This window comes from Myxacorys sp., assembly GCF_059501405.1.
In genome coordinates, this window is record NZ_JCACCM010000144.1 from 32,699 (window position 1) to 57,458 (window position 24,760).

Genomic DNA, 24,760 nt, shown 5'->3' on the forward strand with positions numbered 1-24,760 from the left:
CTGATAGTCATACGTTCTAACTGAAGTAGTTAGTATCTTCCAAACCTTTTGCGAGACTGACTAAATTTGCTAGGACATCTTGAATTCATCTGTATGTAGCTGTCCACCTTAAAATCAGCACCACCCTCAATGAATCGACCCTCGCTTCTCCAAGTAGCCCTCTGCAGTGGTGTAATCGCCGCTACAGCTACCACAACTCTGTTTGGTCCTGGTCGTTCGGTCCGCGCCGCACTGCAAGATAGCCCCAAGGCAATACTTGATGAGGCATGGCAGATCGTCAATCGCGAGTACGTAGACGGAACGTTTAATAAAAACAACTGGTCAACGATTCGTCAGGAGTTACTCAGCAAAAATTACACGTCTCGTCAGCAAGCATATGATGCGCTGCGAGACGCGCTGAAAAAGCTGGACGACCCCTACACGCGCTTTATGGATCCAAAGCAGTTTGAATCGTTAAGCAGTCAGACTTCTGGGGAATTGTCCGGGGTTGGAATTCGGCTAGAACTCAACGAAAAGACAAAGGAATTAACCGTTGTCGAGCCGATCGAGAACTCCCCGGCGTTTAAGGGAGGCATTAAATCGGGCGATCGCATCTTGGCGATCAACGGCAAAGCCACAAAAGGAATGACCGTTGAAGATGCGTCAAACCTGATTCGTGGGGAAGTTGGAACTAGGGTAACGCTGAAAATTGGACGGAATGCCAGTGCATTCGATCTGCCCATTACGAGAGCGAGAATCGAATTGCAAGCTGTCCGCTATAGCCTCAAGCAAGAAGGCAAAAATCGGATTGGTTACATTCGATTGAACGAATTTAGCAGTCATGCTTCTGCCCAGATGCGTCGGGCGATTCAGGATCTATCGACTCAGAAGGTCGATGGCTTTGTGCTAGACCTGCGCGGAAATCCGGGTGGTTTGCTGCAATCGAGTATCGAAATTAGCCGCATGTGGATGGATCGAGGCGCGATCGTTAAAACTGTGAATCGTCAGGGCGGCAGCGAAGAGTTTACGGCTCGTAATACGGCATTGACCAAGCTGCCATTAGCCGTCTTGGTCAATGGTCAATCGGCAAGCTCTAGTGAAATTGTGACCGGAGCGCTAAAAGACAATCAACGTGCAACCATCATTGGTAGCCAAACCTTTGGAAAAGCGCTGGTGCAGTCTGTCCACTCCTTGTCGGATGGTTCTGGTTTAGCGGTGACGATCGCTCACTACTACACGCCTAAAGGAACCGACATTAGTCACAAAGGGGTAACTCCTGATGTCAAGATTGAGTTGTCTGAGGCGCAACAAAAATTCTTAAGCTCGAATCCTAAGCTGATCGGCACACCGCAAGATCCGCAGTATGCCCGTGCTATTTCTGTGATTCAGCGCACGGCATTAGCTAAGCCAATGATGAAGCAGACTGCTCAGCAAAGCTTAAATGTTAAATAAGTAGGTTGAGAAGAGCTTTAATCCCCTTTCTCTAAACCTAGAAGAAGGGGATTTTTAGTGTTCGTCGTTTAGCTGTGTGACTAGGTGAACCAGTTCTGGAAGAATTAATTTTTCCATTGCAAGTCTCACGGCATTGGACGAACCGGGCATGGAGAAGACGAGTTTGCCTCCATAAATGCCCGCGATCGCGCGTGAAGCGATCGCGCGTGAGCCAATTTCTTCATAGCTCAGCATCCGAAAAAGCTCACCAAATCCAGGCAACGTTTTTTCGAGCAGACCTGCGATTGCGTCAAAGGTTGTATCTCTTGGCGCAATCCCAGTTCCACCGTTAAAAATTAGGGCTTCTAACCTTGGGTCAGCACTCAAGGCGACGAGTTGAGCGCGGATTTGATCCGGTTCGTCTTTGACCAGCGCGTAATGAACGATCGCATGACCTGCTTCCGTTAAGACCTGCTGAATGAGTTGACCACTGCGATCGGTGTCAGGCGTTCGAGTGTCGCTCACTGTAATCACGGCGCAGCAGATCGAGCGATCGGGCGCATCAGGATGAGGATGTGCCATTCCTTTAGCTAGATTTGGAGAAGCCTAGCTCGTTTTGCTCAGCGTAGCGTTCCATAAATCTCATAAATCGATCCCACTCTTGGACCGATCTCATGAGATAAAGCACTTCAAGTGCAGTCGGCTGCCCGTTGACAAATTTGGCATTGACTTCACGAGTAACGATTTCGCCTTCTTCATCGATCATGTACATGCCCGTGATGCTGTCAGTGCTTGTCAGTTCCAAGGCTTTGGGTCTATCAAAATAGAATGTTGCCGTTCCGTTGCTGCCGTCTTTGGCACGGGTTAGACGCACATCAGGAATTACTTCTTCGTCAATGCCTTGAGAAAATTGGATTTTAGCCATAGTGATGCGATCGCAATACGTTGAAATCTATTCTCCCATCTCAGGGAACTTTACAAAACGTCATAACGAAAATTAGCATTGGCTAAATCGCCCGGAGAGGCGCACATTGTGGACTTCCAGGCGATTTATATTTGTCTAGCTTCTTAACATTGAGCCACCGCCGCTTCAGACAGTTACGACATAAGGCGAATCGATCGCAGCCACCCGTCCGTCTCGCACCAGAGTCTGATAGACCATTGCCGACACATCCGCGCGGCTGGCTTCTCGATTGGGATTAAACTGGCGTTGATTGGGGTAGTTCACAATGATATCGACTTGAGCTGCCGCCGCCACGCGATCTTGAAACGCGGATGGAATGGCAGTGCGATCGTCAAAAATCGCCAGCACGTTTGGACTAGCGGGGGTCAGCCCAAACCCACTCACCAATGACAGCACTAATTGCAGGCGAGTTACATTCTGGTTAGGCTTGAATGTTCCATCCGGAAAACCAGAGATGAACCCTGCTCGGTAGGCTTGTTCAATGGCTCCTTTCGCCCAAAAATTCCCTGGAACATCGGAGAAGGTAGCTGCCTGCCGTTTTGGGGTTGGGTTAAAGGCTTTGGCAAGAAGTGTGGCATATTGAGCGCGAGTCATGGGTGTGTCAGGCTTAAACGTTCCGTCTGCAAAGCCTTGAATAAAATTTTGACTGGAGAGACCAAGAATAAAATCTTTTGCCCAATGAGTGTTGATGTCAACGAATGCTGTTGTTGAGGTATCAGGATTGACAATGTAATTGGATGCGATCGCAGTTGCTTTATTGCTCGCCACCAAAGCTTGATAGATAAATGTTGTCACTTCAGCGCGAGTAATATCTTGCAACGGCTTTAGCTGAGCCACATTCGGATAATTCACCACCAAACGGCGCTGCGTTGCCGTTGCCACTTTATCTACGGCATAGCTGGGAATTTGCTCGCGATCGCGATACAGCCCCAAATTTGACGGAGTTCCACCACTTAACCCCAATCCATTCACCAGAGCAACCAAGGCTTGAACCCGCGTGATATTTAATCCTGGGCGAAACGATCCATCCGGAAACCCGGTAATGAAGCCCATTCGGCTCGCTCGCCTGATCGCTTCATACGCCCAGTAGTTTTGCGGGACATCAGAGAAATTAGGAGCTTCCTGTTTGAACGGCAGATCAAAGGATTTGAACACGATCGCAGCAAATTCTGCACGAGTCAGAGGAGATTCAGGCTTAAACGTGCCATCTGGGAAACCGCTAATCGATCCTCGGCTGATCAATCCTTGAACAAAGCTTTCTGCCCAATGTCCACGAATATCCGCTAATTCACCGGATGGAGCAGGTGTCGGGGTCGGTGTAGGGGTTGGAGTTGGGACGGGAATCGGAGTTGGAGACGGACTAGGAGCCGGGGTCGGAGTAGGAGTAGGGGTCGGGCTAGGAGTAGGGGTCGGACTAGGTGTGGGCGTTGGGGTCGGAACTTGACTAACCAATAAATCTACAGGACCAGAAATCTTGGCAGGGTTGAGTTGATTGCCGACAGATGCGATCGTAATCGGTGGATTTGTCGCGTTCTGGAGATCAAACTCGCCGTTATCTCTCAAAATATTCCCGCCCGGATCTTGAGGACTGCCTAAGTTTGGCACTGAGCTTTCTACCGCCACCAAGCCACTCTCAGTACTTTTTTCGATGATGTTGTTGCGTAAAACTGGACGGGCAGATCGAGAGAGGACAATGCCATTGCGGTTCTCAGAAATGCGATTGTCGATCAGCAACGGAGCGGCATTATCACCGATCGCGAATCCATATCCGGTGTTCTGACAGACGTTGCGCCGAAATTCTCCCTTTGTATTGCGGACGATCGACACCCCGTTCGCGTCGTTTCTGATAAATACGCAATCCACCACGATCGGATTGGCGCTGCCCGTTGCGAACACGCCTTCTCGCTTGCATTCAGTGAAGGTGCAGCCTGCGATCGTGGGAGCTGTCGATTCCATCCAAGCCCCAGTTCCACGCGTGTTGGGATTCGTCACCGTAACCCCGCGCAACTGGGCATTCGTTTCCATCCGAAACGTCACATTTTGTCCGGCGAAAGTTGGGCTGGCATAGATTCCGCCGCCCTTAACTAGAATGCCATTCCCCTTAGCTGATTCATTGCCAACCACCGTGACACCGCTCGGAATTACCAACGGAAACACTTCGCCACTCGATACATCATAGGTTCCGGGCGCAAGCTGAATAATGCCAGATCTGGCTTGTTGAAGCGCACGGGCAATTGTTTTGAAAGGCGCAGCCTGAGTTCCTGCGGCGCTATCATTACCGCTGGCTGGATTGACATAAAGGGCAGATGACGGGGACTGTACCATAACTCAAACGTTCCGAATATACGATGTTCTACACAGAAATGTTCTACACAGAGGTCGCTGAACCTGTCTCAGCGCAGATTACAGATTAAGGAGTGAAAATCCTTTACAGACCAGCATTCACAAGTTCCTCATGATACTGAGCGCTACTGAGATAGCACTGCTTTGGCAATATCTTTTTACCTGTAAAAATTGAATTTGTCTCATCAAATTTGTCTTTAGTCTCGGTCGGACTCTCAAAGCCACAGCTATTATGAGAAGGAACCAATGGGCGATGAGCTAAACCCATGATCTTTAAATCATGCGATTTCTAAATCATGGAGCGTTAACCTATGGATCTTTAACCTACCTAGAGAGACACCTTATGGTCATGGTAGTTGTAGTCATTAACCTGACGATCGCGCTATTAGGCTTCTACCTGACTTGGCAAGTTTGGCGGCTACGTCAAGCATTCTCTCAAGCTGCTGATGCTCTAACAGTGGCAGAGCGCAATACTCACCGGGTTCTGCACAAAGCCCCTGAAGCGATTTTACGGGGGCAACTTAGCACTCAAGAACTGCGTCGAACCTATCAGCAACTTCAACCAAAGGTTCGTCAAGCGAAACAAGCGCTGGCTCTGCTTGACCTGAGTCAAACCCTGTTAACCCGTGGGCTGCTGCCTCTCCGCATTAGAAAATCTGCTGCAAGACGGAGGTATCGAAGCTAGATCGTTTGGATCTGGCAGAATAAGATAAGCTCCATGAAGTAGGTTTGCACCCAGAAGCACAATTTGGCTGAGTTAAGGAAGGAAACGGGATATGTCAAACAATCGGTCTGGAGCGTTTTTAGGAGGCATGATCGTGGGTGCCGCGATCGGCGCGATCGCTGGAATATTGGCGACTCCTCGAACGGGGCAAGAAACGCGGCAACTGCTCAAAAAATCGGCAGATGCCCTTCCTGATTTAGCGGAAGATTTATCTACCACCGTTCAACTTCAAGCCGATCGCTTGTCTGAAACGGCAATGCGAAACTGGGACGGAACATTAGGTCGCTTGCGAGAAGCCATTTCAGCAGGCGTCGAAGCCACTCGTGAAGATCAGTTGCTCAATCGCGATGCTGAGCGAAAATCTGACTCTCAACCTCCCCTGCGCGATCGTTTGCGATAGGCACATGCTGGTGATTGATCCCATCTTTTGGCTAGGATTATCTATTCTTTTAGTGGCAGTTAGCCTTACGGCTGTCCTAATTGTTGCTGTGCCTGCGCTGCAAGAACTCGGTAGGGCGGCTCGCAGCGCTGAGAAGCTATTTGACACACTCAATCGAGAGTTGCCGCCGACATTAGAAGCAATGCGGTTAACGGGTCTAGAAGTGAGCGAGTTGACCGATGATATGAGTCAGGGCGTTCAGAGTGCAGGACAAGTGGTCAAGCAAGTTGATCAAAGTATTACTGGGGTAAAACAGCAGGTTCAGAAGGCTCAAGTGACTAGCCGGAGTGTTTTGGCAGGAGTAAAAACGGCGTGGCGTACCTTTACTCAACCGCCAGGGACAACTGCTTCCCAGTCTCGACGCGCCGAATTCCCTAGCGATCCTTCGGAGCTTGGCAAAGCCAATCGCAACTCGCCCCGCTTACCCTCAAGTCGTTCTGAGTTAATCAGAGAAACGCAACGTTCTTCCCAACGAGAGCGTTATCGAGATGATTCTGATTTTGAGCCGCCCTACCTAGAGCTAGAGGACTACGACGATTTAGATGATCTAGTAGATGAGCCATTAGATGAGCAACTGCTTCAAGCTGAGCAGAATTTAAACAATAGAAATCATGGGATTTCTGAAAATCAAGACTCGACTCGTTCTCCCGATCTCCAACCTGCTCAACGAGAGAATGAGTATTAGCGCGAGCAGCTCGCTCTAATGCTTCTAAGATTCCTCGGCGGCAAATTCAGCATTCGGTGAGCGAGAACGAGAGGAGGAATGAGTTCATAGCATTACTTTTAACATTTACTTTTAAACAGAGGGTGTCCTTGGTGGGATGCCCTTCTTGTTTTTCAGTCTCCAATTCCTCATACCCGGTCTGTTAATTCTCTGTAATATTCGTAATATTAGAGTATGGTTAACAAATGTAACGAATGGTAAGCTAAAAGACATCACGTTTTAGTAATCCTGTTCAGGCTTTTATTTTGTTTATTGATGGTTCTTTTAAGGTCGTCGTGAAGCAACAACTAATGCAAAACTTATGGGCACGCCGCTTAATCCAAGGACTTGCGGCTTTTCTGGTTCTTATTTCTGTTTGGTCGATCGCACCTGCGGCTCAGGCATTCAACAACCCGGACTTGTTGCCGGACAAGCCCACAAACGTTATTGATTTAGCCAATGCTCTAACCTCGATTCAAGAAGAGAACCTCTCTAAAAACCTGTCTGAGTTTGAAGCAGAAACAGGTTGGAAGTTGCGGGTTCTGACGCAGTTCGATCGCACTCCTGGAAGGGCAGTTAAGGAATTTTGGGGACTTGATGACAAAAGCGTCATGCTGGTTGCAGATTCGCGGGGCGGCAACATTCTAAACTTTAGTGTTGGAGATGATCTCTATCCATTACTGTCTCGAACCTTCTGGATCGAGTTACAAACTCGATTTGGAAATCAGTTCTTTGTCCGGGAGCATGGCGAAGACCAGTCTATTATTCAAGCTCTCGAATCGGTACAAGGCTGTTTGCGGCAAGGCGGATGTAACGTTGTTCCGGGCTTGCCAAGAGAGCAGTGGGTTTTAACCCTAATTACTTCGACGCTCGGCGGTGTGATTTTCGGATTTGCAGGAATGCCCCGTAAAGAAGGTCAAGTCTTTGCTTGGCAGTGGGCGCTGATCTTTTCGCCGTTGTGGGGAATTTTATTTCTCGCATTTGGCATTGGCCCGGTTGTTAGCCGAACGTCTGAATGGCTGCCGTTGGTTCGTAATATTTCAGGATTTGCGATCGGGGCACTGGTTGCCTTTCTAGCGCCGACGATTAACCGTGCTCCAACCCCTGATGTTTGAGGCTAATGGGCGCTTAAAGATAATGTTGTAATGTCAGAGGCGCGATTGCTTACGAAGCAATTGCGCCTCTAATTTTTTGGAGCAATTACTTTTTTGAAGCAATTACTGGCCTAAACTCCGTTTTAGCGATCGCACAAGCTGTTGAGCTTGAGCATAGGAATCGGTTCCCGGCGGAACTTTTTCTGCTGACGCGATCGCGCCTAACATATCGAAATCTGCCTGACTGCGGGCAGCGACATACATTTGCTGACTCAGTTGATTCATAAACTCCTGAGCCTGACCCCGAATTGAGCTTGTTGAAGGCACACTATCGGCTAACCGGATGGCGTTAGCATAGTCATCGATCGTGCCGCCATTTGCTGCTTTGCGAGCGGTCTCTAATGTTTGTTGATCCGCCTGTATTTCTTGACTCTGAATCGACTGTGGATCTTGCGACAACCCATTTACGCCCGCAGCAGATGCGATTGGGGCCTGACTCGGAGGAGGGGCGGCTAGCGCCCGTTCTTGCTCTTCAATTTGCCGAATCTGCCGCCGCCATTGCTGCCGTCGATCTTGAGCTTCGGCAAAGAGCGCCCGTCCAGAACCGATGCGATCAATTTGGGCGATCGCGCTCTCAAGCGATGCCAAATCTCCTGCACCTGCCAGTTGTTCGGCTCGCTCTAAAATTGGGCGGTCTTGTTTGGTCTGGACATCAGTAGTCAGTTGATTGACGAGTTTTTGGGCTTCGGCAGAGCGAGGATTTGAGCTAGGGATTTGAGCGGCGTTTGCGATCGCAGCCTGCAAATCCTCCGGGCGACCTGACTGAGCTAACTCTCTAGCCCGGTTAAGTTGTGCCAAATCGCCTTTTTCTAGCTGCCAACGCTCAATCAACAGCTGCGCTTGCGCATGAAGTGGACGACCTGCGGCAATGCCTTGAGCCGTTGCGATCGCAGAATCAAAGTCCGCTTCGTTACCACTCCACGTTCTGGACTGAGCGATCGCGAGCTTTTCAAAATCCTCAGTTTCCTTTTGTAACTTGGCGGCTGCCGGAATCTGCTTCACGATGTCCAGTGCGCCATTCAAATCTCGTTGCTTAATTGTTGCTTCGGCCAACTCAAACAGCTTGTGCCCCGTTTTTGCCAGCACCTCTTGAGCCGCTTGATAGACATAGCTTTTGTCCTGCACTTCAGACGCCAGCTTGACGGCTTCCTGAAGACTCTTCAAGCCTCCTTGAGCGAGTAAATCTTTCGCCTTTGCCAGTTTTGAAATATCGTCGCGGGTAATAGAAATTTTCTCAGCTAATTCCTGATACTTGGTGGTCTGCCAGAATACGTTGTCAATCGACAACAGCCGAGATGCATTCGTCGATGCCTGACGCCAGTTTTCCGCCCGGAGCGCGTCTTCTGCACCACGATAAATTTTCTCAGCTTTTGCCCAAATGCCTTGCCAGCGCTTAATTCTTCCCTCTACTTCAGCCCGTACAATAGACTGCTGAGGAACCTTCTTCGCGGTACTAATGGCCTCGTCTAGTTTTCCAGCATTAAAGGCTTCTTCACCTAGATCAAGAATGTCTTTTGACCACATCCCGATCATGCGCGTCGCTTCATCATATAGCGGATGATCCGGCGACAACGTGTTGAGCAGACGGATCGCTTCTAACAGATCGTTTGCTGTCCGTTTTCCGGCGGCAAGCTGAGCGCAATGCAAGCGCAACGAGCCAGAAGCGAGGGGCCAAAAAATAGAGGGACAGTTAGGGACAGCAGGCAACTTTAGCAAAAATCCGATCGAGAGTGCCGTTAATCCTCCTGTGACGGCTAGACTGAGCGTGACCGGAATTTTCCAATCGCTGGTTAGCCACTTGCGAGCCGTATCAGACGCAGTTTCAAATCGGTTGCCCCGGTGAGTTAGTTTCATTTGAATGGCGTGACCAGAAGCCTTTGAGTCTAATGGCGGCTGAGCTGCTTCTGACTCAGAACGCACGTTCCGTCGCGAATTCCCCTGCCTTAATAAGCGTCGGTCTGACGATTTTGGAATCCGATTTGGAACACCGCGATTTCTGGTCATAATTTATCAGTAACGGCAGTTTATTGCCCTGGCTTTGATACAACCGTGCAATAGATGCGATCCTACTCTGCATCCCCAAAAAATCCAACTTGATTTCTCGACTTAATCATCTTTTCAAAAAATTTTAAATCTGCCTTGGGATAGAAGAAGGGAGCTTATAAGAGCGCCTAAAGCGTTTCATAGTGTTATAGAACTATTGATCAGCTTCGATGCGGTGTTGGATGAAGATGCAATTAAGTGCATCTTTACAAGAACGATGCGATCGTTCAACCATAGGTCTACAACACGACTAACATTTCTGGGGATCATGATACTGCGAATTCTGTTCGTTATCGTCTTCTAGTTTTCTGTCTCCCCTGTCCCTAGTATCATGAGATTCGCATACTTATCGGGACACTCTCTATGGAAGCATTGCCAGCAGCACTCCAACAGTTGCAAGGAAAAGTCGCGATCGTCACCGGAGCATCACGAGGTATTGGACGTGCAACGGCCCTAGCTCTTGCAGCAGAAGGCGCACAGGTCGTTGTGAATTACGCAAGTTCGAGCGGTGCGGCAGAGGGCGTTGTAGAGGAAATTACGGCGATGGACGGGCAAGCGATCGCGATCGCGGCGGATGTTTCGAAAGTCGATCAGGTTGATGCTTTAATCGATGCCACGATGGAGAAGTGGGGAAGAATCGATGTTTTAGTCAATAATGCGGGCATCACTCGCGATACCCTGTTGCTGCGCATGAAGCCCGAAGAATGGCAAGCCGTGATCGATCTGAACTTAACGGGCGTGTTTTTATGTACGAAAGCCGTCAGCAAAATTATGCTGAAACAGCGCTCTGGTCGAATCGTTAACATCACATCAGTTGCTGGTCAAATGGGCAATGCTGGACAAGCAAATTACAGTGCCGCGAAAGCAGGAGTGATTGGATTTACTAAAACGGTGGCAAGAGAACTTGCGAGTCGCGGCATTACCGTAAATGCGGTTGCTCCAGGATTTATTTCGACCGACATGACCGCCGATTTGAAGGCGGAAGGCATTCTAAACCTGATTCCGCTCAATCGCTACGGTCAGCCTGAAGAGGTGGCGGGAATGATTCAATTTTTAGCAGCGGCTCCAGCAGCGGGTTACATCACGGGACAAGTGATAAATGTAGATGGCGGCATGGTGATGGCATAGATCAAAAGGGAGGTCTTCGACCTGCGTCGCAAGGAGGGATGCAACAGCCGATTTTGGAGGTTTTAAGGTTCTCTTTAGCGTTAAGAAATTAAAGCTGAAACTCTATTTCATCCCTCATCCCTAATCCCTTTCACCACCCACACCGAACAGGGCGCGTCTGCCACAATTTGGCTGCTCACCGAGCCAAGCACAATTCTCTGCATTCCTGTTAATCCTCGGCTACCGATAATGATGAGATCCACCCTATGAATATTTGCTAATCGCAGAATTTCCTCGATCGGATCACCCGTGACAATCTCGATATCGCTTTCATAAGGCAGTTGCTGTTGATATGCCTGTAGCTGTTTCTCTATTTGAGCGTAAGGAAAACTTTCTAAGTCTGCTTGAGGGCGATCGGCACTGATCTCTACTTCGCTTTCAATTGCTGGCACAATATGCGATAAGACAACCTTCGTACTGGGCTGAAGCTGGAGGTGCTGCAATGTTTCAAGCAGTTGATCTGAAAGAGCGTTCGTCGTAGTCGGCTCTGCCAAGCGCTGATGGAGTGACGTAGGACGAGATTCTGAAGCGGTTAGCGCAGAGCGCGAATCCGGAGAAACCGCAGCATCCGCATGAATATCCAAAGCAATCAAAATGGTATTTAGCATTTGCCCTCTCTCTGCGTCGAGCCTTGATTTGCTGATTCTGTCTAGTGCCAATAGTTGAACTCTTGACTTGACTCTACACCAGTATTTAGGAGTTCAAGCGACTAGATCGTCAGTGGGCCATCATCTTGCATCGAATTACCCAGATATACCTCAATAAATTCTTCAGCAGCAGCATCGATACTTTTAAGATAAAAGCTTTGACAGTATCTGCAACCGTTTCCGCGCTTGAATCGACTTGCTCGTGAAACCAGCGATTCACAACAGCACGATCTACATCTAAAACGACAGCTAATTTATTCTGGCTAACTTCATATGCTGCCACTGTTTGGGGGCTTTTCCTGCTCTTCCCATACGCTCAATCTGTTAGAGGATAAGAAACCCGTAAATATTGCCCGTAAACGTTGATAGTTAAATCAACATTTGTACGAATGCGTTGACAGGCCAAGTCAACATTCACTGAGAACAGAAAGGATGTCTTATCGTGATTGCTCCACAAGAAGGATCGATTGAAGCGACGAGCTGACTGCTTTTTAACCACTCCACACATCTCAACTCTGAAGAGGATGTGGTAGCTTCCCGTGCAACAAAGTAAAATAGGGCGGCGAAAATCGCGAGATTTGATCTGATTCTTGTTGTAGTAGATCGCTAAATTATTGACATGTCAAAATCATTGCGATCCTGCCACCCCACTTATGACCACCTACCCGTGCAATAGTTAAGCTTCGGGATTCAAATTGCCCCGCATCCGAATCCGCACAGAATTAGCGTGAGAGTGCAGTCCTTCTGCCGTTGCCAGCGTATCAACGGCGTTCGCCACCTTCTGCAAAGCCGTCGGAGAGTATTGAATCAAACTAGAGTGCTTCAAGAATGTCTCGACACCAAGCGGAGAGGCATAGCGAGCAGACCCAGACGTGGGCAACGTGTGATTAGGTCCGGCTAAATAGTCTCCCACCGCTTCAGGCGTCGAATCTCCCAGGAAAATTGCCCCAGCATGGCGAATGTCTTGAAGCAAACTCCACGGATCTTCCACTTCGAGTTCTAAATGTTCGGGGGCAAAATCATTCGATAGCTCCGCTGCCGCTTTGAGCGAATCGACGGTGATGATCAAGCCATAGTGAGCGATCGCTTTTTCGGTCAGCAGTTTTCGGGGATGATCAACTAGCTGCCGCTCCACTTCATCCACCACCTTCCGGGCGATCGTGGCATCCGTCGTAATCAAAATCGCCGCTGCCATCGTATCGTGCTCGGCTTGGGCTAATAGATCCGCCGCCACGTGGCTTGGCTCTGCCGTATGGTCAGCAATTACCAAAACTTCAGAAGGACCTGCTAGAGAGTCAATGCCAACTGTTCCGTAGACTAATTTTTTTGCCAACGTGACGTAAATGTTTCCTGGGCCTGTAATCACGTCCACTTTAGGAATTGATTCCGTTCCATAGGCAAGGGCAGCTATCGCTTGCGCCCCGCCAACTCGATAGATCTCAGTAATTCCTGCTTCGTGTGCCGCAACTAAAACGGCGGGGTTAACCGTTTTATCTTTTCCGGGAGGCGTCACCATAACAATTCTCGGAACCTGAGCAACCTTAGCCGGGACTGCATTCATCAAAACAGTACTGGGATACGCCGCTTTTCCGCCTGGGACGTATAAGCCCGCCCGATCCACAGGTGTGTAACGCTTTCCTAAAACAATTTCGTCATCGCCAAAGTGAACCCAACTTTTGGGCACACGCTGCTTATGAAACGCTTCGATTTGCTGTTTTGCTAGCCGAATTGCCTCAACAAACTCTTGAGACACCTGCTGATAGGCAGCATCAATTTCAGCAGAACCCACCCGCAGATCTTCAGGCGCGAGTTGCTGCTGGTCAAACTCTAGGGTGTACTCTAGCACTGCCCGATCGCCTTGCCGCTTCACAGCTTGCAACACCTCTCGGACAGTCGCTTCCTTGTGCATAACTTGATCGTCATGAGTGCGATCGCAAATCCGTCGCAGTTCGGCTTTCGCCTCAGTCCACTGAGTAATGATTCGCAGCATGGAGTTTTGCAGTGTCCGTCTTGAGAAAAAACTCGTCTGAAGAATTGAGCGGTCTTGGTTGTGCCCTGAGTTAGCCCACAACTACTATTGTATCTAGCTTTATCTGGATATGCTGTCTAGCCTAACTCGGATTTTTAGGGGATCATGCGATTGCTGGCGCTAGATGTTATAGTATTTTATCTGACGATTTTGTATCCACCTACATTTTAAGTAGAGTTCTGAGATAACCGTGGCTAATATTAAGTCTGCAAAAAAACGTGTCCTGATTGCGGAACGCAATCGCTTACGCAACAAGGCGTATAAGTCGGCTGTCAGAACGCTGACAAAGAAATATCTGACGGCAGTGAGCCAATACTCCGCTCAACCGTCTCCTGAAGCGATGCAGGAAGTTCAGTCTACGATGTCTGCGGCTTTCTCCAAGATTGATAAAGCTGTGAAGCGCGGTGTGCTGCACACTAACAATGGCGCGCGCAAAAAGTCGCGTTTGGCAAGCGTATTGAAGCAGCACGAAGCGACAACCGCTTCCTAAGTTTTGATTGGGTTGGGTTTCAAGTGCCCGTCTCCACACTTTGCTTCTTGACACCCGTTTCCAATGCACCTGATTGACACCCATGTTCACATTAATTTCGAGGCGTTTCAGCCGGATCTAGATGCGATCGCGACTCGTTGGCGTGAGGCAGGCGTTGTCCGGTTGATTCATTCGTGTGTTGAGCCGTCCGAATTTTCAACCATTCAGAGTCTTGCCGATCGCTTCTCCGAACTCTCGTTTGCGGTGGGATTACATCCACTCGATGTCGAGGAAAAGTGGTCGCCCGATTCAACGAAGGAAGAAATTTTGACATTGGCTCAATCTGATGTGCGGGTTGTTGCTCTTGGTGAAACGGGGCTGGATTTCTTTAAAGCGGAGAACCGAGACCAGCAGATTGAATCCTTTCAAGCCCACCTTGCGATCGCGCATCAACTGAACTTGCCTGTCATTATTCACTGTCGCGATGCTGCCGAAACGATGGCAGAGGTGTTGCGGCGATGGTGGCAGGATCACGGATCGGTGAATGGCGTCATGCACTGCTGGGGCGGCACGCCAACAGAAACTCAGTGGTTTCTCGATCTGGGGCTGTATGTCAGTTTTAGCGGGACGGTCACTTTTAAGAACGCTAAGCAGATTCACCAGTCGGCTAGGATTGTTCCGAGCGATCGCATCTTGATCGAAACGGACTGTCCCTTCCTCTCGCCAGTGCCAAAACGAGGAGAAAAGCGAAATGAACCCTCTTATGTTCAGTACGTGGCTCAACAAGTGGCAGCGCTGCGCAACGTTCCCCTAGAACAACTTGCAGAACAGACCACTCAAAATGCCTGCGCTTTGTTTGGACTAGCCGCTCCCTAAAATTACAGCATCTCGTTCGAAATTTCGAACACTCTGATCACATAAGTTTCCTGATTCGTCAACCCACAAATTGTAAATTCTGCGCCATAATGGGAGGAGTGCAGCCAAATGTCCGAATGCCAACCGTTTTTTTAGCTTTATCTCTTCCATCAAAGCTTGATCTTCCAAAGCGATTAGCTTCGCAAGTGCCAGTGGCGACGATGCTCAACTCACATCTTTCTTCCAAACTTGTTGGAAATCTTGGAGGCTCCCCTGGCTACTGACCACCTGAACTCGAATATTTCGTAAATTTGGAATTCGTTAGGAACTCCAAACTTTTTGCATTGACATATTTTTGCAAATACCGTAAAATCTGGGATTCGCGCTGGGCGTGACCCTTCAGAGGAGACGCATGACTGAGCAGACCTACACCACCCCCGCTTTTGTTCTACCTGACTTGGTTGAAATTCAACGGGAGAGCTTCCGTTGGTTTCTTGAAGAAGGCTTGATCGAAGAACTCGATAGTTTTTCACCCATTACAGACTACACCGGAAAGCTAGAGCTTCACTTTATTGGAAAAGACTATAAGCTGAAGCGCCCGAAATACGACGTTGATGAAGCGAAACGTCGCGATAGCACCTATGCGGTACAGATGTATGTGCCCACTCGCCTGATTAATAAAGAAACTGGAGAAATTAAAGAGCAAGAGGTTTTCATTGGCGATCTGCCGCTGATGACCGATCGCGGTACGTTCATTATCAACGGTGCTGAGCGAGTCATCGTCAATCAGATTGTTCGTAGTCCTGGCGTATACTACAAGTCGGAGACAGATAAAAACGGACGCCGCACCTACAATGCGAGCCTAATTCCCAACCGTGGCGCATGGCTAAAGTTTGAGACCGACAAGAATGATCTCGTTTGGGTGCGGATCGACAAAACTCGTAAACTGTCGGCTCAGGTGCTGCTCAAAGCTCTAGGTCTGAGCGACAACGAAATTTTTGACTCGCTGCGTCACCCTGAATATTTTCAGAAGACAATTGAGAAAGAAGGTCAGTACGGTGAAGAAGAAGCGCTGCTAGAGCTTTACCGAAAACTGCGTCCGGGTGAACCTCCAACGGTCAATGGCGGCGCTCAGCTATTAGAGTCTCGATTCTTTGATCCGAAACGGTACGACTTGGGCAAAGTCGGACGCTACAAGCTGAATAAGAAATTGCGCCTCAACGTTGCAGAAGCCATTCGCGTTCTGACACCACAAGACATCCTCACCTCGATCGACTATTTGATCAACTTAGAGTTTGACATCGGCATGATCGACGACATCGATCATTTGGGCAACCGTCGCGTCCGGTCGGTCGGTGAACTGCTACAAAACCAAGTCCGAGTTGGTCTCAACCGTTTAGAGCGAATCATTCGTGAACGGATGACTGTTTCGGACTCCGATTCTCTAACGCCTGCCTCATTAGTGAACCCAAAACCACTAGTTGCGGCGATTAAAGAATTCTTTGGGTCTTCGCAGTTATCTCAGTTTATGGATCAAACCAATCCGCTAGCGGAATTGACCCATAAGCGACGCATTAGCGCTCTCGGTCCCGGTGGTCTGACTCGTGAACGGGCAGGATTTGCCGTTCGAGACATTCACCCGTCCCACTACGGACGCATTTGCCCGATCGAAACGCCTGAAGGTCCAAACGCAGGTCTAATCGGTTCGTTGGCAACTCACGCCCGTGTCAATGCCTACGGATTCATCGAGACTCCCTTCTACAAAGTCGAAAACGGGCGTGTGCTAAAAGATCAAGCTCCGGCCTATATGACGGCGGATGAAGAAGATGATCTGCGGGTGGCCGCAGGCGATATCACCACCGATGAAGACAATAAAATTCTTGGTGACTCGATCGCAGTTCGCTATCGTCAAGACTTCACGACAGCATCTCCTGAAGAAGTAGACTATGTCGCTGTTTCACCCGTGCAGATTATTTCTGTTGCAACCTCGCTGATTCCGTTCTTGGAACACGACGATGCAAACCGTGCCCTGATGGGGTCGAACATGCAGCGTCAGGCAGTTCCTTTACTGCGCCCTGAGCGCCCTCTCGTGGGAACGGGCTTAGAAGCACAAGCAGCGCGTGACTCCGGCATGGTCATTGTGAGTCGCTCTGATGGAGAAGTGACCTATGTGGACGCTAACACTATCAAAGTTCGTAGCGCAGATTCGGGCAAAGAATTGAGCTACTCGCTTCAGAAATATCAGCGATCGAACCAAGATACTTGTCTCAACCAGCGCCCGATCGTCTTTGTCGGTGACAAGGTTGTTGCAGGAGAAATCTTGGCAGATGGTTCTGCTACTGAACGAGGTGAACTCGCCCTTGGTCAGAACATTCTCGTGGCCTACATGCCCTGGGAAGGCTACAACTACGAGGACGCCATTCTGATTAGCGAACGGTTGGTTTATAACGATGTTTATACCTCCATCCACGTTGAGAAGTTTGAGATCGAGGCTCGTCAAACCAAACTTGGTCCTGAGGAGATCACGCGCGAAATTCCGAACGTTGGGGAAGACTCCCTGCGCCAGTTGGATGAGAATGGCATTATTCGGATTGGAGCTTTTGTCGAATCGGGCGATATTCTCGTCGGTAAAGTGACTCCGAAAGGAGAATCGGATCAGCCGCCAGAAGAAAAGCTGTTGCGTGCCATCTTTGGTGAAAAAGCACGAGATGTGCGAGACAATTCGCTGCGCGTTCCCAACGGCGAGAAAGGTCGCATTGTCGATGTACGGGTGTTTACTCGTGAGCAAGGTGATGAATTGCCGCCGGGGGCCAACATGGTCGTCCGCGTCTATGTGGCTCAGAAACGGAAGATTCAAGTTGGTGACAAGATGGCAGGTCGCCACGGCAATAAAGGGATTATTTCTCGGATTTTGCCGATTGAAGACATGCCTTACTTGCCCGATGGCACCCCGATCGACATTGTATTGAATCCTCTTGGCGTACCGAGCCGGATGAACGTCGGTCAGGTCTACGAGTGCTTGCTGGGATGGGCAGCAGAATGTCTCGATTCTCGCTTCAAGGTTATTCCTTTTGATGAAATGCACGGAGAGCAAAAGTCGAGAGAAACCGTTCACGGCAAGCTGCAAGAATCACGGGATTCACGGCTTGAGACAAGTGAAGGGCGGGATGGAAAGTGGCTCTACAACCCTGATAATGCAGGCAAGATTCAGGTGTATGACGGACGAACCGGCGATCCGTTTGATCGTCCTGTCACCGTGGGTAAAGCCTACATGCTGAAGCTGGTTCACCTGGTAGACGACAAGATTCACGCTCGCTCAACAGGCCCTTACTCGCTCGTGACTCAACAGCCGCTTGGTGGTAAGGCTCAGCAAGGCGGTCAGCGCTTTGGAGAAATGGAAGTGTGGGCACTCGAAGCATTTGGTGCGGCTTATACGCTGCAAGAATTGCTGACGGTGAAGTCTGATGACATGCAGGGACGAAACGAAGCACTCAATGCGATCGTGAAAGGCAAAGCGATTCCCCGCCCTGGCACACCGGAATCGTTCAAGGTACTGATGCGAGAGTTGCAGTCCCTCTGTCTCGACGTTGCTGTTCATAAAGTTGAAACCAAGGACGATGGCAGCAGCAGCGACATGGAAGTTGATCTGATGGCAGATGTCAACAATCGCCGCGCACCGTCTCGCCCAACTTATGAGTCGATCTCTAGGGAATCTCTAGAAGACGACGAAGACTAGGAAGGAATGAGGGATGAAATTTTTTATCCCTCACCTTTTCTTCTCATTCCCCTTTTTCGCTGCACTCGGAATATAAGGAAACGATGCGATGCCAAAGCTAGAGCAACGGTTTGACTATGTGAAAATCGGTCTGGCATCTCCCGAACGAATTCGTCAATGGGGAGAACGGACTTTACCTAACGGGCAGGTTGTAGGCGAAGTTACCAAGCCAGAAACAATCAATTATCGCACCCTCAAGCCTGAGATGGATGGCTTGTTTTGTGAGCGCATTTTTGGACCTGCAAAAGATTGGGAATGCCACTGTGGTAAGTACAAGCGCGTGCGCCACCGGGGGATTGTGTGTGAGCGATGCGGCGTAGAAGTGACTGAATCGCGAGTTCGCCGTCATCGCATGGGCTTTATCAAATTAGCAGCCCCAGTGGCACATGTTTGGTATCTCAAAGGAATTCCCAGCTACATGGCAATTTTGCTCGATATGCCATTGCGCGATGTGGAGCAAATTGTCTACTTCAACGCTTATGTCGTGCTGAATCCGGGCAACGCAGAGAATTTGACCTACAAGCAACTGCTGACGGAAGATCAGTGGATTGAAATTGAGGACGAACTCTACAGCGAAGATTCTCAACTGACTGGAGTCGAGGTCGGAATTGGAGCAGAAGCGCTGAAGCAGTTGTTACAGGACATCAACTTAGACGAAGAAGCAGAGCGGCTGCGTGAAGAAATTGCGGTGTCTAAAGGGCAGAAGCGGGCCAAGTTGATCAAGCGACTGCGGGTTTTGGATAACTTTATTGCCACTGGATCGCTGCCGGAGTGGATGGTGTTGGATGTGATTCCGGTGATTCCGCCTGATTTGCGTCCGATGGTACAGCTTGACGGTGGACGATTTGCTACCTCTGACTTGAACGATTTGTATCGTCGAGTGATTAACCGTAACAATCGTCTAGCTCGGTTGCAAGAGATTCTTGCGCCTGAGATCATTGTGCGAAACGAAAAGCGGATGCTGCAAGAAGCGGTGGATGCGCTGATTGATAACGGTCGTCGCGGTCGAACCGTGGTGGGTGCAAACAATCGTCCGCTCAAATCGCTCTCCGACATTATTGAAGGAAAGCAGGGTCGCTTCCGTCAAAACCTCTTGGGTAAGCGGGTTGACTACTCGGGACGTTCCGTCATTGTGGTCGGTCCGAAACTCAAGATTCACCAGTGCGGACTGCCTAAGGAAATGGCGATCGAGCTATTCCAGCCGTTCGTGATTCACCGTTTAATTCGTCAAGGCTTGGTCAATAACATCAAAGCCGCGAAGAAGCTGATTCAGCGCAACGATCCGACCGTGTGGGATGTCCTCGAAGAGGTGATTGAAGGACATCCGGTGATGCTCAACCGTGCCCCAACGCTACACCGTCTCGGGATTCAAGCCTTTGAGCCAATTTTGGTCGATGGGCGTGCCATTCAACTTCACCCCTTAGTCTGTCCTGCGTTTAACGCGGACTTTGACGGAGACCAGATGGCGGTTCACGTGCCGCTCTCGATTGAGTCTCAGTCAGAAGCGCGGCTCCTGATGTTGGCCTCGAATAACATTCTCTCGCCCGCAACGGGTCGTCCGATCATTACGCCTAGCCAGGATATGGTGTTGGGTTGCTACTACCTGACCGCCGAAAACCCCAGAGCCACTAAAGGCGTGGGGCGTTACTTTGCGAGTTTAGACGATGCGATCAATGCCTACGAGCAGAATATTGTTGATTTGCATGCCTACGTTTGGGTTCGCTTTGACGGCAAGGTCGAGATGGACGTTGACGATAACGAAGTGATTGAGGAAGAGCGATCGCCCGATGGCATCGTGACCAAACTCTATAACTATCGTCGGGTGCGGGAAGACCAAGACGGCAATCTCATCTCTCAATATGTCAAGACTACGCCAGGACGCATCATCTACAACAAGACGGTTCTGGATGCGGTAGTGGGTTAGAGCGAATTGGGATTTTGGATAGAGTATCTTCTAGAGCCCAAGTCCCAACTCCAAAATCATAAATCTAGAGGCGAGCAACCGATGGCAGAGCAAACAGAAAAGCAAGTATTTCGCAATCAGGTAATCAACAAGAAGCAGTTGACAAACCTGATTTCGTGGTCGTTCACGCACTATGGAACGGCGCGAACGGCTCAAATGGCGGATTTGATCAAAGAATTGGGCTTCCGATATGCGACGAAAGCAGGCGTATCGATTAGTGTCGATGACTTGCAAATTCCTCCCAGTAAGCGCCAATTGTTAGATGCCGCCGAGGAAACGATTCGGGAAACAGAAGAAAAGTACACGCGCGGCGAAATTACAGAAGTCGAGCGATTCCAGAAAGTTATCGATACGTGGAACGGAACCAGCGAAGACCTAAAAGATGAAGTGGTGCGTCACTTCCAGTCAAACGACCCCTTGAACTCGGTTTACATGATGGCGTTCTCTGGAGCGCGGGGTAACATTTCCCAAGTTCGTCAGTTAGTCGGAATGCGCGGTTTGATGGCAAACCCGCAAGGGGAAATTATTGACCTACCGATTAAGACCAACTTCCGGGAGGGCTTGACCGTTACTGAGTACATCATCTCCTCGTATGGTGCGCGGAAAGGCCTTGTTGATACAGCCCTGCGAACAGCAGACTCTGGCTATCTCACTCGTCGTTTGGTCGATGTCTCTCAGGACGTGATTATCCGTGAGGTGGATTGCGGCACTGAGCGCGGCATTCCGGTTCGTCCAATGATGGATGGCGATCGCACCCTCATTCCCCTTAAAGATCGGCTGTTAGGACGGGTTGCGGCGGCTGATGTGCTACATCCTGAAACTGGCGAAGTCATTGTGGCTCGCAACGAAGCGATCTCCAACGAAATGACTCAGCAGATCGGCAAAGCCAAAGTGAAAGAGGTATTGGCCCGATCACCGCTGACCTGCGAAGCGGCGCGATCGGTCTGTCAGCACTGCTATGGCTGGAGCTTGGCCCACAATCAGATGGTTGACATCGGCGAAGCGGTGGGCATCATCGCGGCGCAGTCGATCGGTGAACCGGGAACCCAGCTTACGATGCGGACATTCCACACGGGTGGTGTGTTTACCGGAGAAATGGCGCGTCAAGAAAAAGCTAGCTTTGCGGGCACCATCAAACTACCGAAGAAATTGAGAACTCGTCCGCTCCGCACCCGTCACGGAGAAGATGCGCTGATCGTTGAAAGCGTCGGATCTGACCTCAAGATTTTGCTCGACAGTAAAGACGGACAGCAGCAAACGTTCACGGTTGCTCAAGGTGCAACCCTGCTGGTGAGAGACGGACAGCATGTGAAAGCCGGTCAGATCTTAGCCGAAGTGCCGTTGACAGGCCGGGGTCGCAAGACGACTGAGAAAGCAGCAAAAGACGTTGCCTCTGATCTAGCAGGGGAAGTCCGATTTGCAGACGTTGTGCCCGAAGAGAAAAAAGACCGTCAGGGCAACACCACCCGGATTGCTCAGCGGGGTGGCTTGATGTGGGTTCTCTCTGGAGAAGTCTACAACTTGCCGCCGGGAGCTGAACCGATCGTGAAGAACGGCGATCGCGTGGTGGCAGGTGGGACGATCGCCGAGACAAAGGTTGTGACCGAAAACGGCGGTATCGTTCGACTACCGGAAACAAGCGAAAACAGCAAAGGTGGACGGGAGATTGAAATCATTACCGCTTCGGTGATGCTTGATCAAGCCAAAGTGCGCGTGGATAGCAACCAAGGACGCGATCAGTATTTCCTTGAAACGACCAACAACCAGATCTTCTTGCTGAAAGCCACGCCCGGAACCGAGGTCACAAGCGGTCAGGTGGTCGCCGAGTTAGTTGACGATCGCTACCATACTCAAACGGGTGGCATCATCAAATACTCTGGAGTTGAAATTGGCAAAAAAGGCAAAGCCAAGCAAGGGTACGAAGTTGTCAAAGGCGGTACGCTGCTGTGGATTCCAGAAGAAGCGCATGAGGTCAACAAAGACATTTCCTTGCTGATGGTCGAAGACGGTCAGTATGTGGAAGCTGGCACAGAAGTGGTAAAAGACATCTTCTGTCAGAGCAATGGGGTCGTCGAAGTGACCCAGAAGAACGATATTCTGCGGGAAATCGTGGTTAAACCGGGCGATCTGCACATGATCGATAGCCTCGATGATGTGATTACTAAGGGAGAAGCCGTTTTGGTTAATCCTGGTCAGCAGGTGATGCCCGGATTGACTTCTGAAGAACTGCGCTACGCAGAGTACATTGAGACACCTGAAGGTCCAGCAATTTTGCTGCGTCCAGTGATGGAATTTACCGTACCCGATGAGCCATCTGTGCCGAGCCAAGAATCGAGCGCTGAGGAATCTGGACGGGCAATTCGACTGCGGGCAGTGCAACGTTTGCCTTACAAAGACGGTGAGCGTGTCAAGTCGGTCGAAGGACACGACCTGCTGCGGACTCAACTGGTGCTAGAGATCGATCAAGATTCCGCTTTGGCAGCCGATATCGAAGTGGTGACCGATACCGATGATCCGGATGTTAATCGCTTACAGTTGGTGATTCTTGAATCGCTAGTGATTCGCCGGGACATCTCAGCAGATACCACGCAGGGCAGGACCAGCACACAGATCTTGGTACAAGACGGTGACCAAATTGCACCGGGAGCCGTCGTCGCTCGAACTGAAATTCAGTGTAAGGAAGCTGGAGAAGTTCAGGGGATTCGCCAAGGGGCAGAAGCGATTCGTCGCATTCTTGTAGTGCGTGAAGCAGATACGGTCACACTGGAAGCCAAAGGCACACCGTCCGTCAGTCCAGGTGATCTGATGGTTGCTGGCACGGATCTTTCGCCTAAGCAACCGCTCGAAGACTCTGGTCAAGTGCTGCGAGTGGACGGAAATCAGGTGACGCTGCGAGTGGCACGTCCATATCGAGTGTCTCCAGGAGCCGTGTTGCACGTAGACGATGGTGACTTGGTACAGCGGGGTGACAACCTGGTACTGCTAATTTTTGAGCGCACCAAAACCGGAGACATCATTCAAGGTTTACCGAGAATTGAAGAACTGCTAGAAGGTCGCAAACCGAAGGAAGCGTGCGTCCTGGCAAAACGAGCTGGAACCGCACAAGTGGTTTATGGAGAGGATGATTCGGTTGAGGTGAAGATTATCGATCGCGATGGTCTAATCACCGAGTATCCCTTGGGGCCGGGCCAGAATGTGATCGTGTCTGACGAACAAAAAGTGCTGGCGGGAGAGCGCCTCACCGACGGCCCAGCGAATCCCCATGAATTGCTGGAAGTGCTCTTCCAAGCTAAGAGTGAGGAATTGGGAAGTCTCGATGCCTCCGCCTTTAGTTTGCGCGAGGTGCAGACCTTCCTGGTGAACGAAGTGCAAGCGGTGTATCAATCTCAAGGGATTGACATTTCGGATAAGCACATCGAAGTCGTCGTGCGTCAGATGACCTCGAAGGGGCGGGTGGATGACGGTGGTGACACCACCATGCTGCCTGGAGAACTGGTCGAGCTGTACCAAATCGATCAGGTGAATGAAGCGATGTCGATTACGGGAGGTGCGCCTGCCCAATATACTCCGGTACTGTTGGGAATCACGAAGGCATCGCTCAACACCGATAGCTTCATCTCGGCGGCGAGTTTCCAAGAGACGACTCGCGTCTTAACCGAAGCGGCGATCGAGGGCAAGTCCGACTGGCTGCGTGGTCTCAAAGAGAACGTGATCATTGGTCGCCTGATCCCGGCTGGAACGGGATTCAATGCTTACGAAGAAGTGGGTAGCCCAGATCTCGATCCGGTGTACGACCCGACGATCTTTGATGACGAGACCGATTTTTCGGAAATGGTACTCGACGATCGCACCGCTCGTACTTACGGCTTAGATAGCATCGAGGATCGCCCCAGCTTTAGCTTCGAGAGCTTTGGAGCGGCGGAGACGCCAGATGTCTTGGAAGATGAAGGTGTCCCGAGTGCATCGTTCTCACCGATTTTGGATGACGATGATGACGACTTGATTGATGACACTCTAGATGACGATCTGTAATCGTTAGTTTCTCTAAGGCTATCTGCCTTTATGATTAAACCTC

The 24,760-nt window shown here is 50.1% G+C and carries 16 protein-coding genes and 1 pseudogene; 10 read left to right on the forward strand and 7 right to left on the reverse strand.

The genetic code is table 11. The features are described 5' to 3' along the window. The first annotated feature begins 129 nt into the window (after positions 1–129). Positions 130–1,431 carry a carboxyl-terminal processing protease CtpB gene (gene ctpB, locus AC5I6P_RS19380; RefSeq protein ID WP_495695423.1) on the forward strand — a complete coding sequence of 434 codons (1,302 nt, stop codon included), beginning with the start codon at positions 130–132 and terminating at the stop codon, positions 1,429–1,431. Positions 1,432–1,485: 54 nt separating this feature from the next. Here the strand turns inward: ctpB and AC5I6P_RS19385 are convergent, their stop codons facing one another. The 3 genes from AC5I6P_RS19385 to AC5I6P_RS19395 all read right to left on the reverse strand — a co-directional run bounded on the left by AC5I6P_RS19385 (position 1,486) and on the right by AC5I6P_RS19395 (position 4,699). Next, entirely contained in the window at positions 1,486–1,992 is a 507-nt protein-coding gene (locus tag AC5I6P_RS19385) for a MogA/MoaB family molybdenum cofactor biosynthesis protein (protein ID WP_495695424.1), read from the reverse strand. Positions 1,993–1,996: 4 nt separating this feature from the next. Beyond that, positions 1,997–2,335: a photosystem II reaction center protein Psb28 gene (gene psb28 / locus AC5I6P_RS19390; protein WP_495695425.1), complete on the reverse strand. Its 339-nt coding sequence runs from the start codon at positions 2,333–2,335 to the stop codon at positions 1,997–1,999. A 165-nt stretch (positions 2,336–2,500) separates the two neighbouring features. Then, positions 2,501–4,699 (reverse strand): S-layer homology domain-containing protein, encoded by a 2,199-nt coding sequence (locus tag AC5I6P_RS19395; RefSeq protein WP_495695426.1) that lies wholly within the window; start codon positions 4,697–4,699, stop codon positions 2,501–2,503. A gap of 361 nt (positions 4,700–5,060) precedes the next feature. Here AC5I6P_RS19395 and AC5I6P_RS19400 point away from each other — a divergent pair, with 361 nt between their 5' ends. The 4 genes from AC5I6P_RS19400 (at position 5,061) to AC5I6P_RS19415 (ending at position 7,698) form a co-directional block, all read left to right on the forward strand. Continuing rightward, positions 5,061–5,402 carry a hypothetical protein gene (locus AC5I6P_RS19400; RefSeq protein ID WP_495695427.1) on the forward strand — a complete coding sequence of 114 codons (342 nt, stop codon included), beginning with the start codon at positions 5,061–5,063 and terminating at the stop codon, positions 5,400–5,402. Between the two features lie 91 nt (positions 5,403–5,493). Continuing rightward, the gene (locus AC5I6P_RS19405) at positions 5,494–5,841 is read left to right on the forward strand and encodes a YtxH domain-containing protein (protein WP_495695428.1); all 348 of its coding nucleotides are present in this window, start codon (positions 5,494–5,496) and stop codon (positions 5,839–5,841) included. Then, a complete protein-coding gene (locus tag AC5I6P_RS19410) occupies positions 5,789–6,565 on the forward strand; it encodes a hypothetical protein (protein ID WP_495695429.1) in 777 nt (258 codons plus the stop codon). Before AC5I6P_RS19405 ends, AC5I6P_RS19410 begins: the two co-directional genes overlap by 53 nt. Before the next feature lie 314 nt (positions 6,566–6,879). Continuing rightward, a complete protein-coding gene (locus AC5I6P_RS19415) occupies positions 6,880–7,698 on the forward strand; it encodes a TPM domain-containing protein (RefSeq protein WP_495695430.1) in 819 nt (272 codons plus the stop codon). A gap of 102 nt (positions 7,699–7,800) precedes the next feature. Here AC5I6P_RS19415 and AC5I6P_RS19420 read toward each other — a convergent pair whose 3' ends face one another. After that, a complete protein-coding gene (locus tag AC5I6P_RS19420; RefSeq protein WP_495695431.1) occupies positions 7,801–9,741 on the reverse strand; it encodes a hypothetical protein in 1,941 nt (646 codons plus the stop codon). Between the two features lie 402 nt (positions 9,742–10,143). Here AC5I6P_RS19420 and fabG point away from each other — a divergent pair, with 402 nt between their 5' ends. Then, on the forward strand, positions 10,144–10,908 hold the full coding sequence (gene fabG, locus AC5I6P_RS19425; protein ID WP_495695432.1) for a 3-oxoacyl-[acyl-carrier-protein] reductase: 765 nt from the start codon (positions 10,144–10,146) through the stop codon (positions 10,906–10,908). A 107-nt stretch (positions 10,909–11,015) separates the two neighbouring features. Here fabG and AC5I6P_RS19430 read toward each other — a convergent pair whose 3' ends face one another. From AC5I6P_RS19430 to hisD, 3 genes are all read right to left on the reverse strand, one after another. Further along, a complete protein-coding gene (locus tag AC5I6P_RS19430) occupies positions 11,016–11,555 on the reverse strand; it encodes a universal stress protein (protein ID WP_495695433.1) in 540 nt (179 codons plus the stop codon). Between the two features lie 109 nt (positions 11,556–11,664). Then, positions 11,665–11,877 (reverse strand): hypothetical protein, encoded by a 213-nt coding sequence (locus AC5I6P_RS19435; RefSeq protein WP_495695434.1) that lies wholly within the window; start codon positions 11,875–11,877, stop codon positions 11,665–11,667. A 393-nt stretch (positions 11,878–12,270) separates the two neighbouring features. Beyond that, positions 12,271–13,584, reverse strand: coding sequence for a histidinol dehydrogenase (hisD, locus tag AC5I6P_RS19440; RefSeq protein WP_495695435.1), 1,314 nt, complete (start codon positions 13,582–13,584; stop codon positions 12,271–12,273). Positions 13,585–13,813: 229 nt separating this feature from the next. On the opposite strand from hisD, the gene rpsT reads away from it, so the two are divergent. The 4 genes and pseudogenes from rpsT (at position 13,814) to AC5I6P_RS19460 (ending at position 24,717) form a co-directional block, all read left to right on the forward strand. Further along, positions 13,814–14,113 (forward strand): 30S ribosomal protein S20, encoded by a 300-nt coding sequence (gene rpsT / locus AC5I6P_RS19445; RefSeq protein ID WP_495695436.1) that lies wholly within the window; start codon positions 13,814–13,816, stop codon positions 14,111–14,113. A 63-nt stretch (positions 14,114–14,176) separates the two neighbouring features. Beyond that, positions 14,177–14,968 carry a TatD family hydrolase gene (locus AC5I6P_RS19450; protein ID WP_495695437.1) on the forward strand — a complete coding sequence of 264 codons (792 nt, stop codon included), beginning with the start codon at positions 14,177–14,179 and terminating at the stop codon, positions 14,966–14,968. Positions 14,969–15,359: 391 nt separating this feature from the next. Next, on the forward strand, positions 15,360–18,683 hold the full coding sequence (rpoB, locus tag AC5I6P_RS19455) for a DNA-directed RNA polymerase subunit beta (RefSeq protein WP_495695438.1): 3,324 nt from the start codon (positions 15,360–15,362) through the stop codon (positions 18,681–18,683). A gap of 88 nt (positions 18,684–18,771) precedes the next feature. Continuing rightward, positions 18,772–24,717, forward strand: a pseudogene (locus AC5I6P_RS19460) (DNA-directed RNA polymerase subunit beta'). The last annotated feature ends 43 nt before the right edge of the window (positions 24,718–24,760 follow it).

Coding starts and splice junctions, on each gene's coding strand:
- AC5I6P_RS19405 (WP_495695428.1), top strand. CDS start 5,494: ATGTCAAACAATCGGTCTGGAGCGTTTTTAGGAGGCATGATCGTGGGT.
- AC5I6P_RS19385 (WP_495695424.1), bottom strand. CDS start 1,992: ATGGCACATCCTCATCCTGATGCGCCCGATCGCTCGATCTGCTGCGCC.
- ctpB (WP_495695423.1), top strand. CDS start 130: ATGAATCGACCCTCGCTTCTCCAAGTAGCCCTCTGCAGTGGTGTAATC.
- hisD (WP_495695435.1), bottom strand. CDS start 13,584: ATGCTGCGAATCATTACTCAGTGGACTGAGGCGAAAGCCGAACTGCGA.
- AC5I6P_RS19450 (WP_495695437.1), top strand. CDS start 14,177: ATGCACCTGATTGACACCCATGTTCACATTAATTTCGAGGCGTTTCAG.
- AC5I6P_RS19430 (WP_495695433.1), bottom strand. CDS start 11,555: ATGCTAAATACCATTTTGATTGCTTTGGATATTCATGCGGATGCTGCG.
- AC5I6P_RS19400 (WP_495695427.1), top strand. CDS start 5,061: ATGGTCATGGTAGTTGTAGTCATTAACCTGACGATCGCGCTATTAGGC.
- AC5I6P_RS19410 (WP_495695429.1), top strand. CDS start 5,789: ATGCTGAGCGAAAATCTGACTCTCAACCTCCCCTGCGCGATCGTTTGC.
- AC5I6P_RS19420 (WP_495695431.1), bottom strand. CDS start 9,741: ATGACCAGAAATCGCGGTGTTCCAAATCGGATTCCAAAATCGTCAGAC.
- rpoB (WP_495695438.1), top strand. CDS start 15,360: ATGACTGAGCAGACCTACACCACCCCCGCTTTTGTTCTACCTGACTTG.
- fabG (WP_495695432.1), top strand. CDS start 10,144: ATGGAAGCATTGCCAGCAGCACTCCAACAGTTGCAAGGAAAAGTCGCG.
- AC5I6P_RS19395 (WP_495695426.1), bottom strand. CDS start 4,699: ATGGTACAGTCCCCGTCATCTGCCCTTTATGTCAATCCAGCCAGCGGT.
- psb28 (WP_495695425.1), bottom strand. CDS start 2,335: ATGGCTAAAATCCAATTTTCTCAAGGCATTGACGAAGAAGTAATTCCT.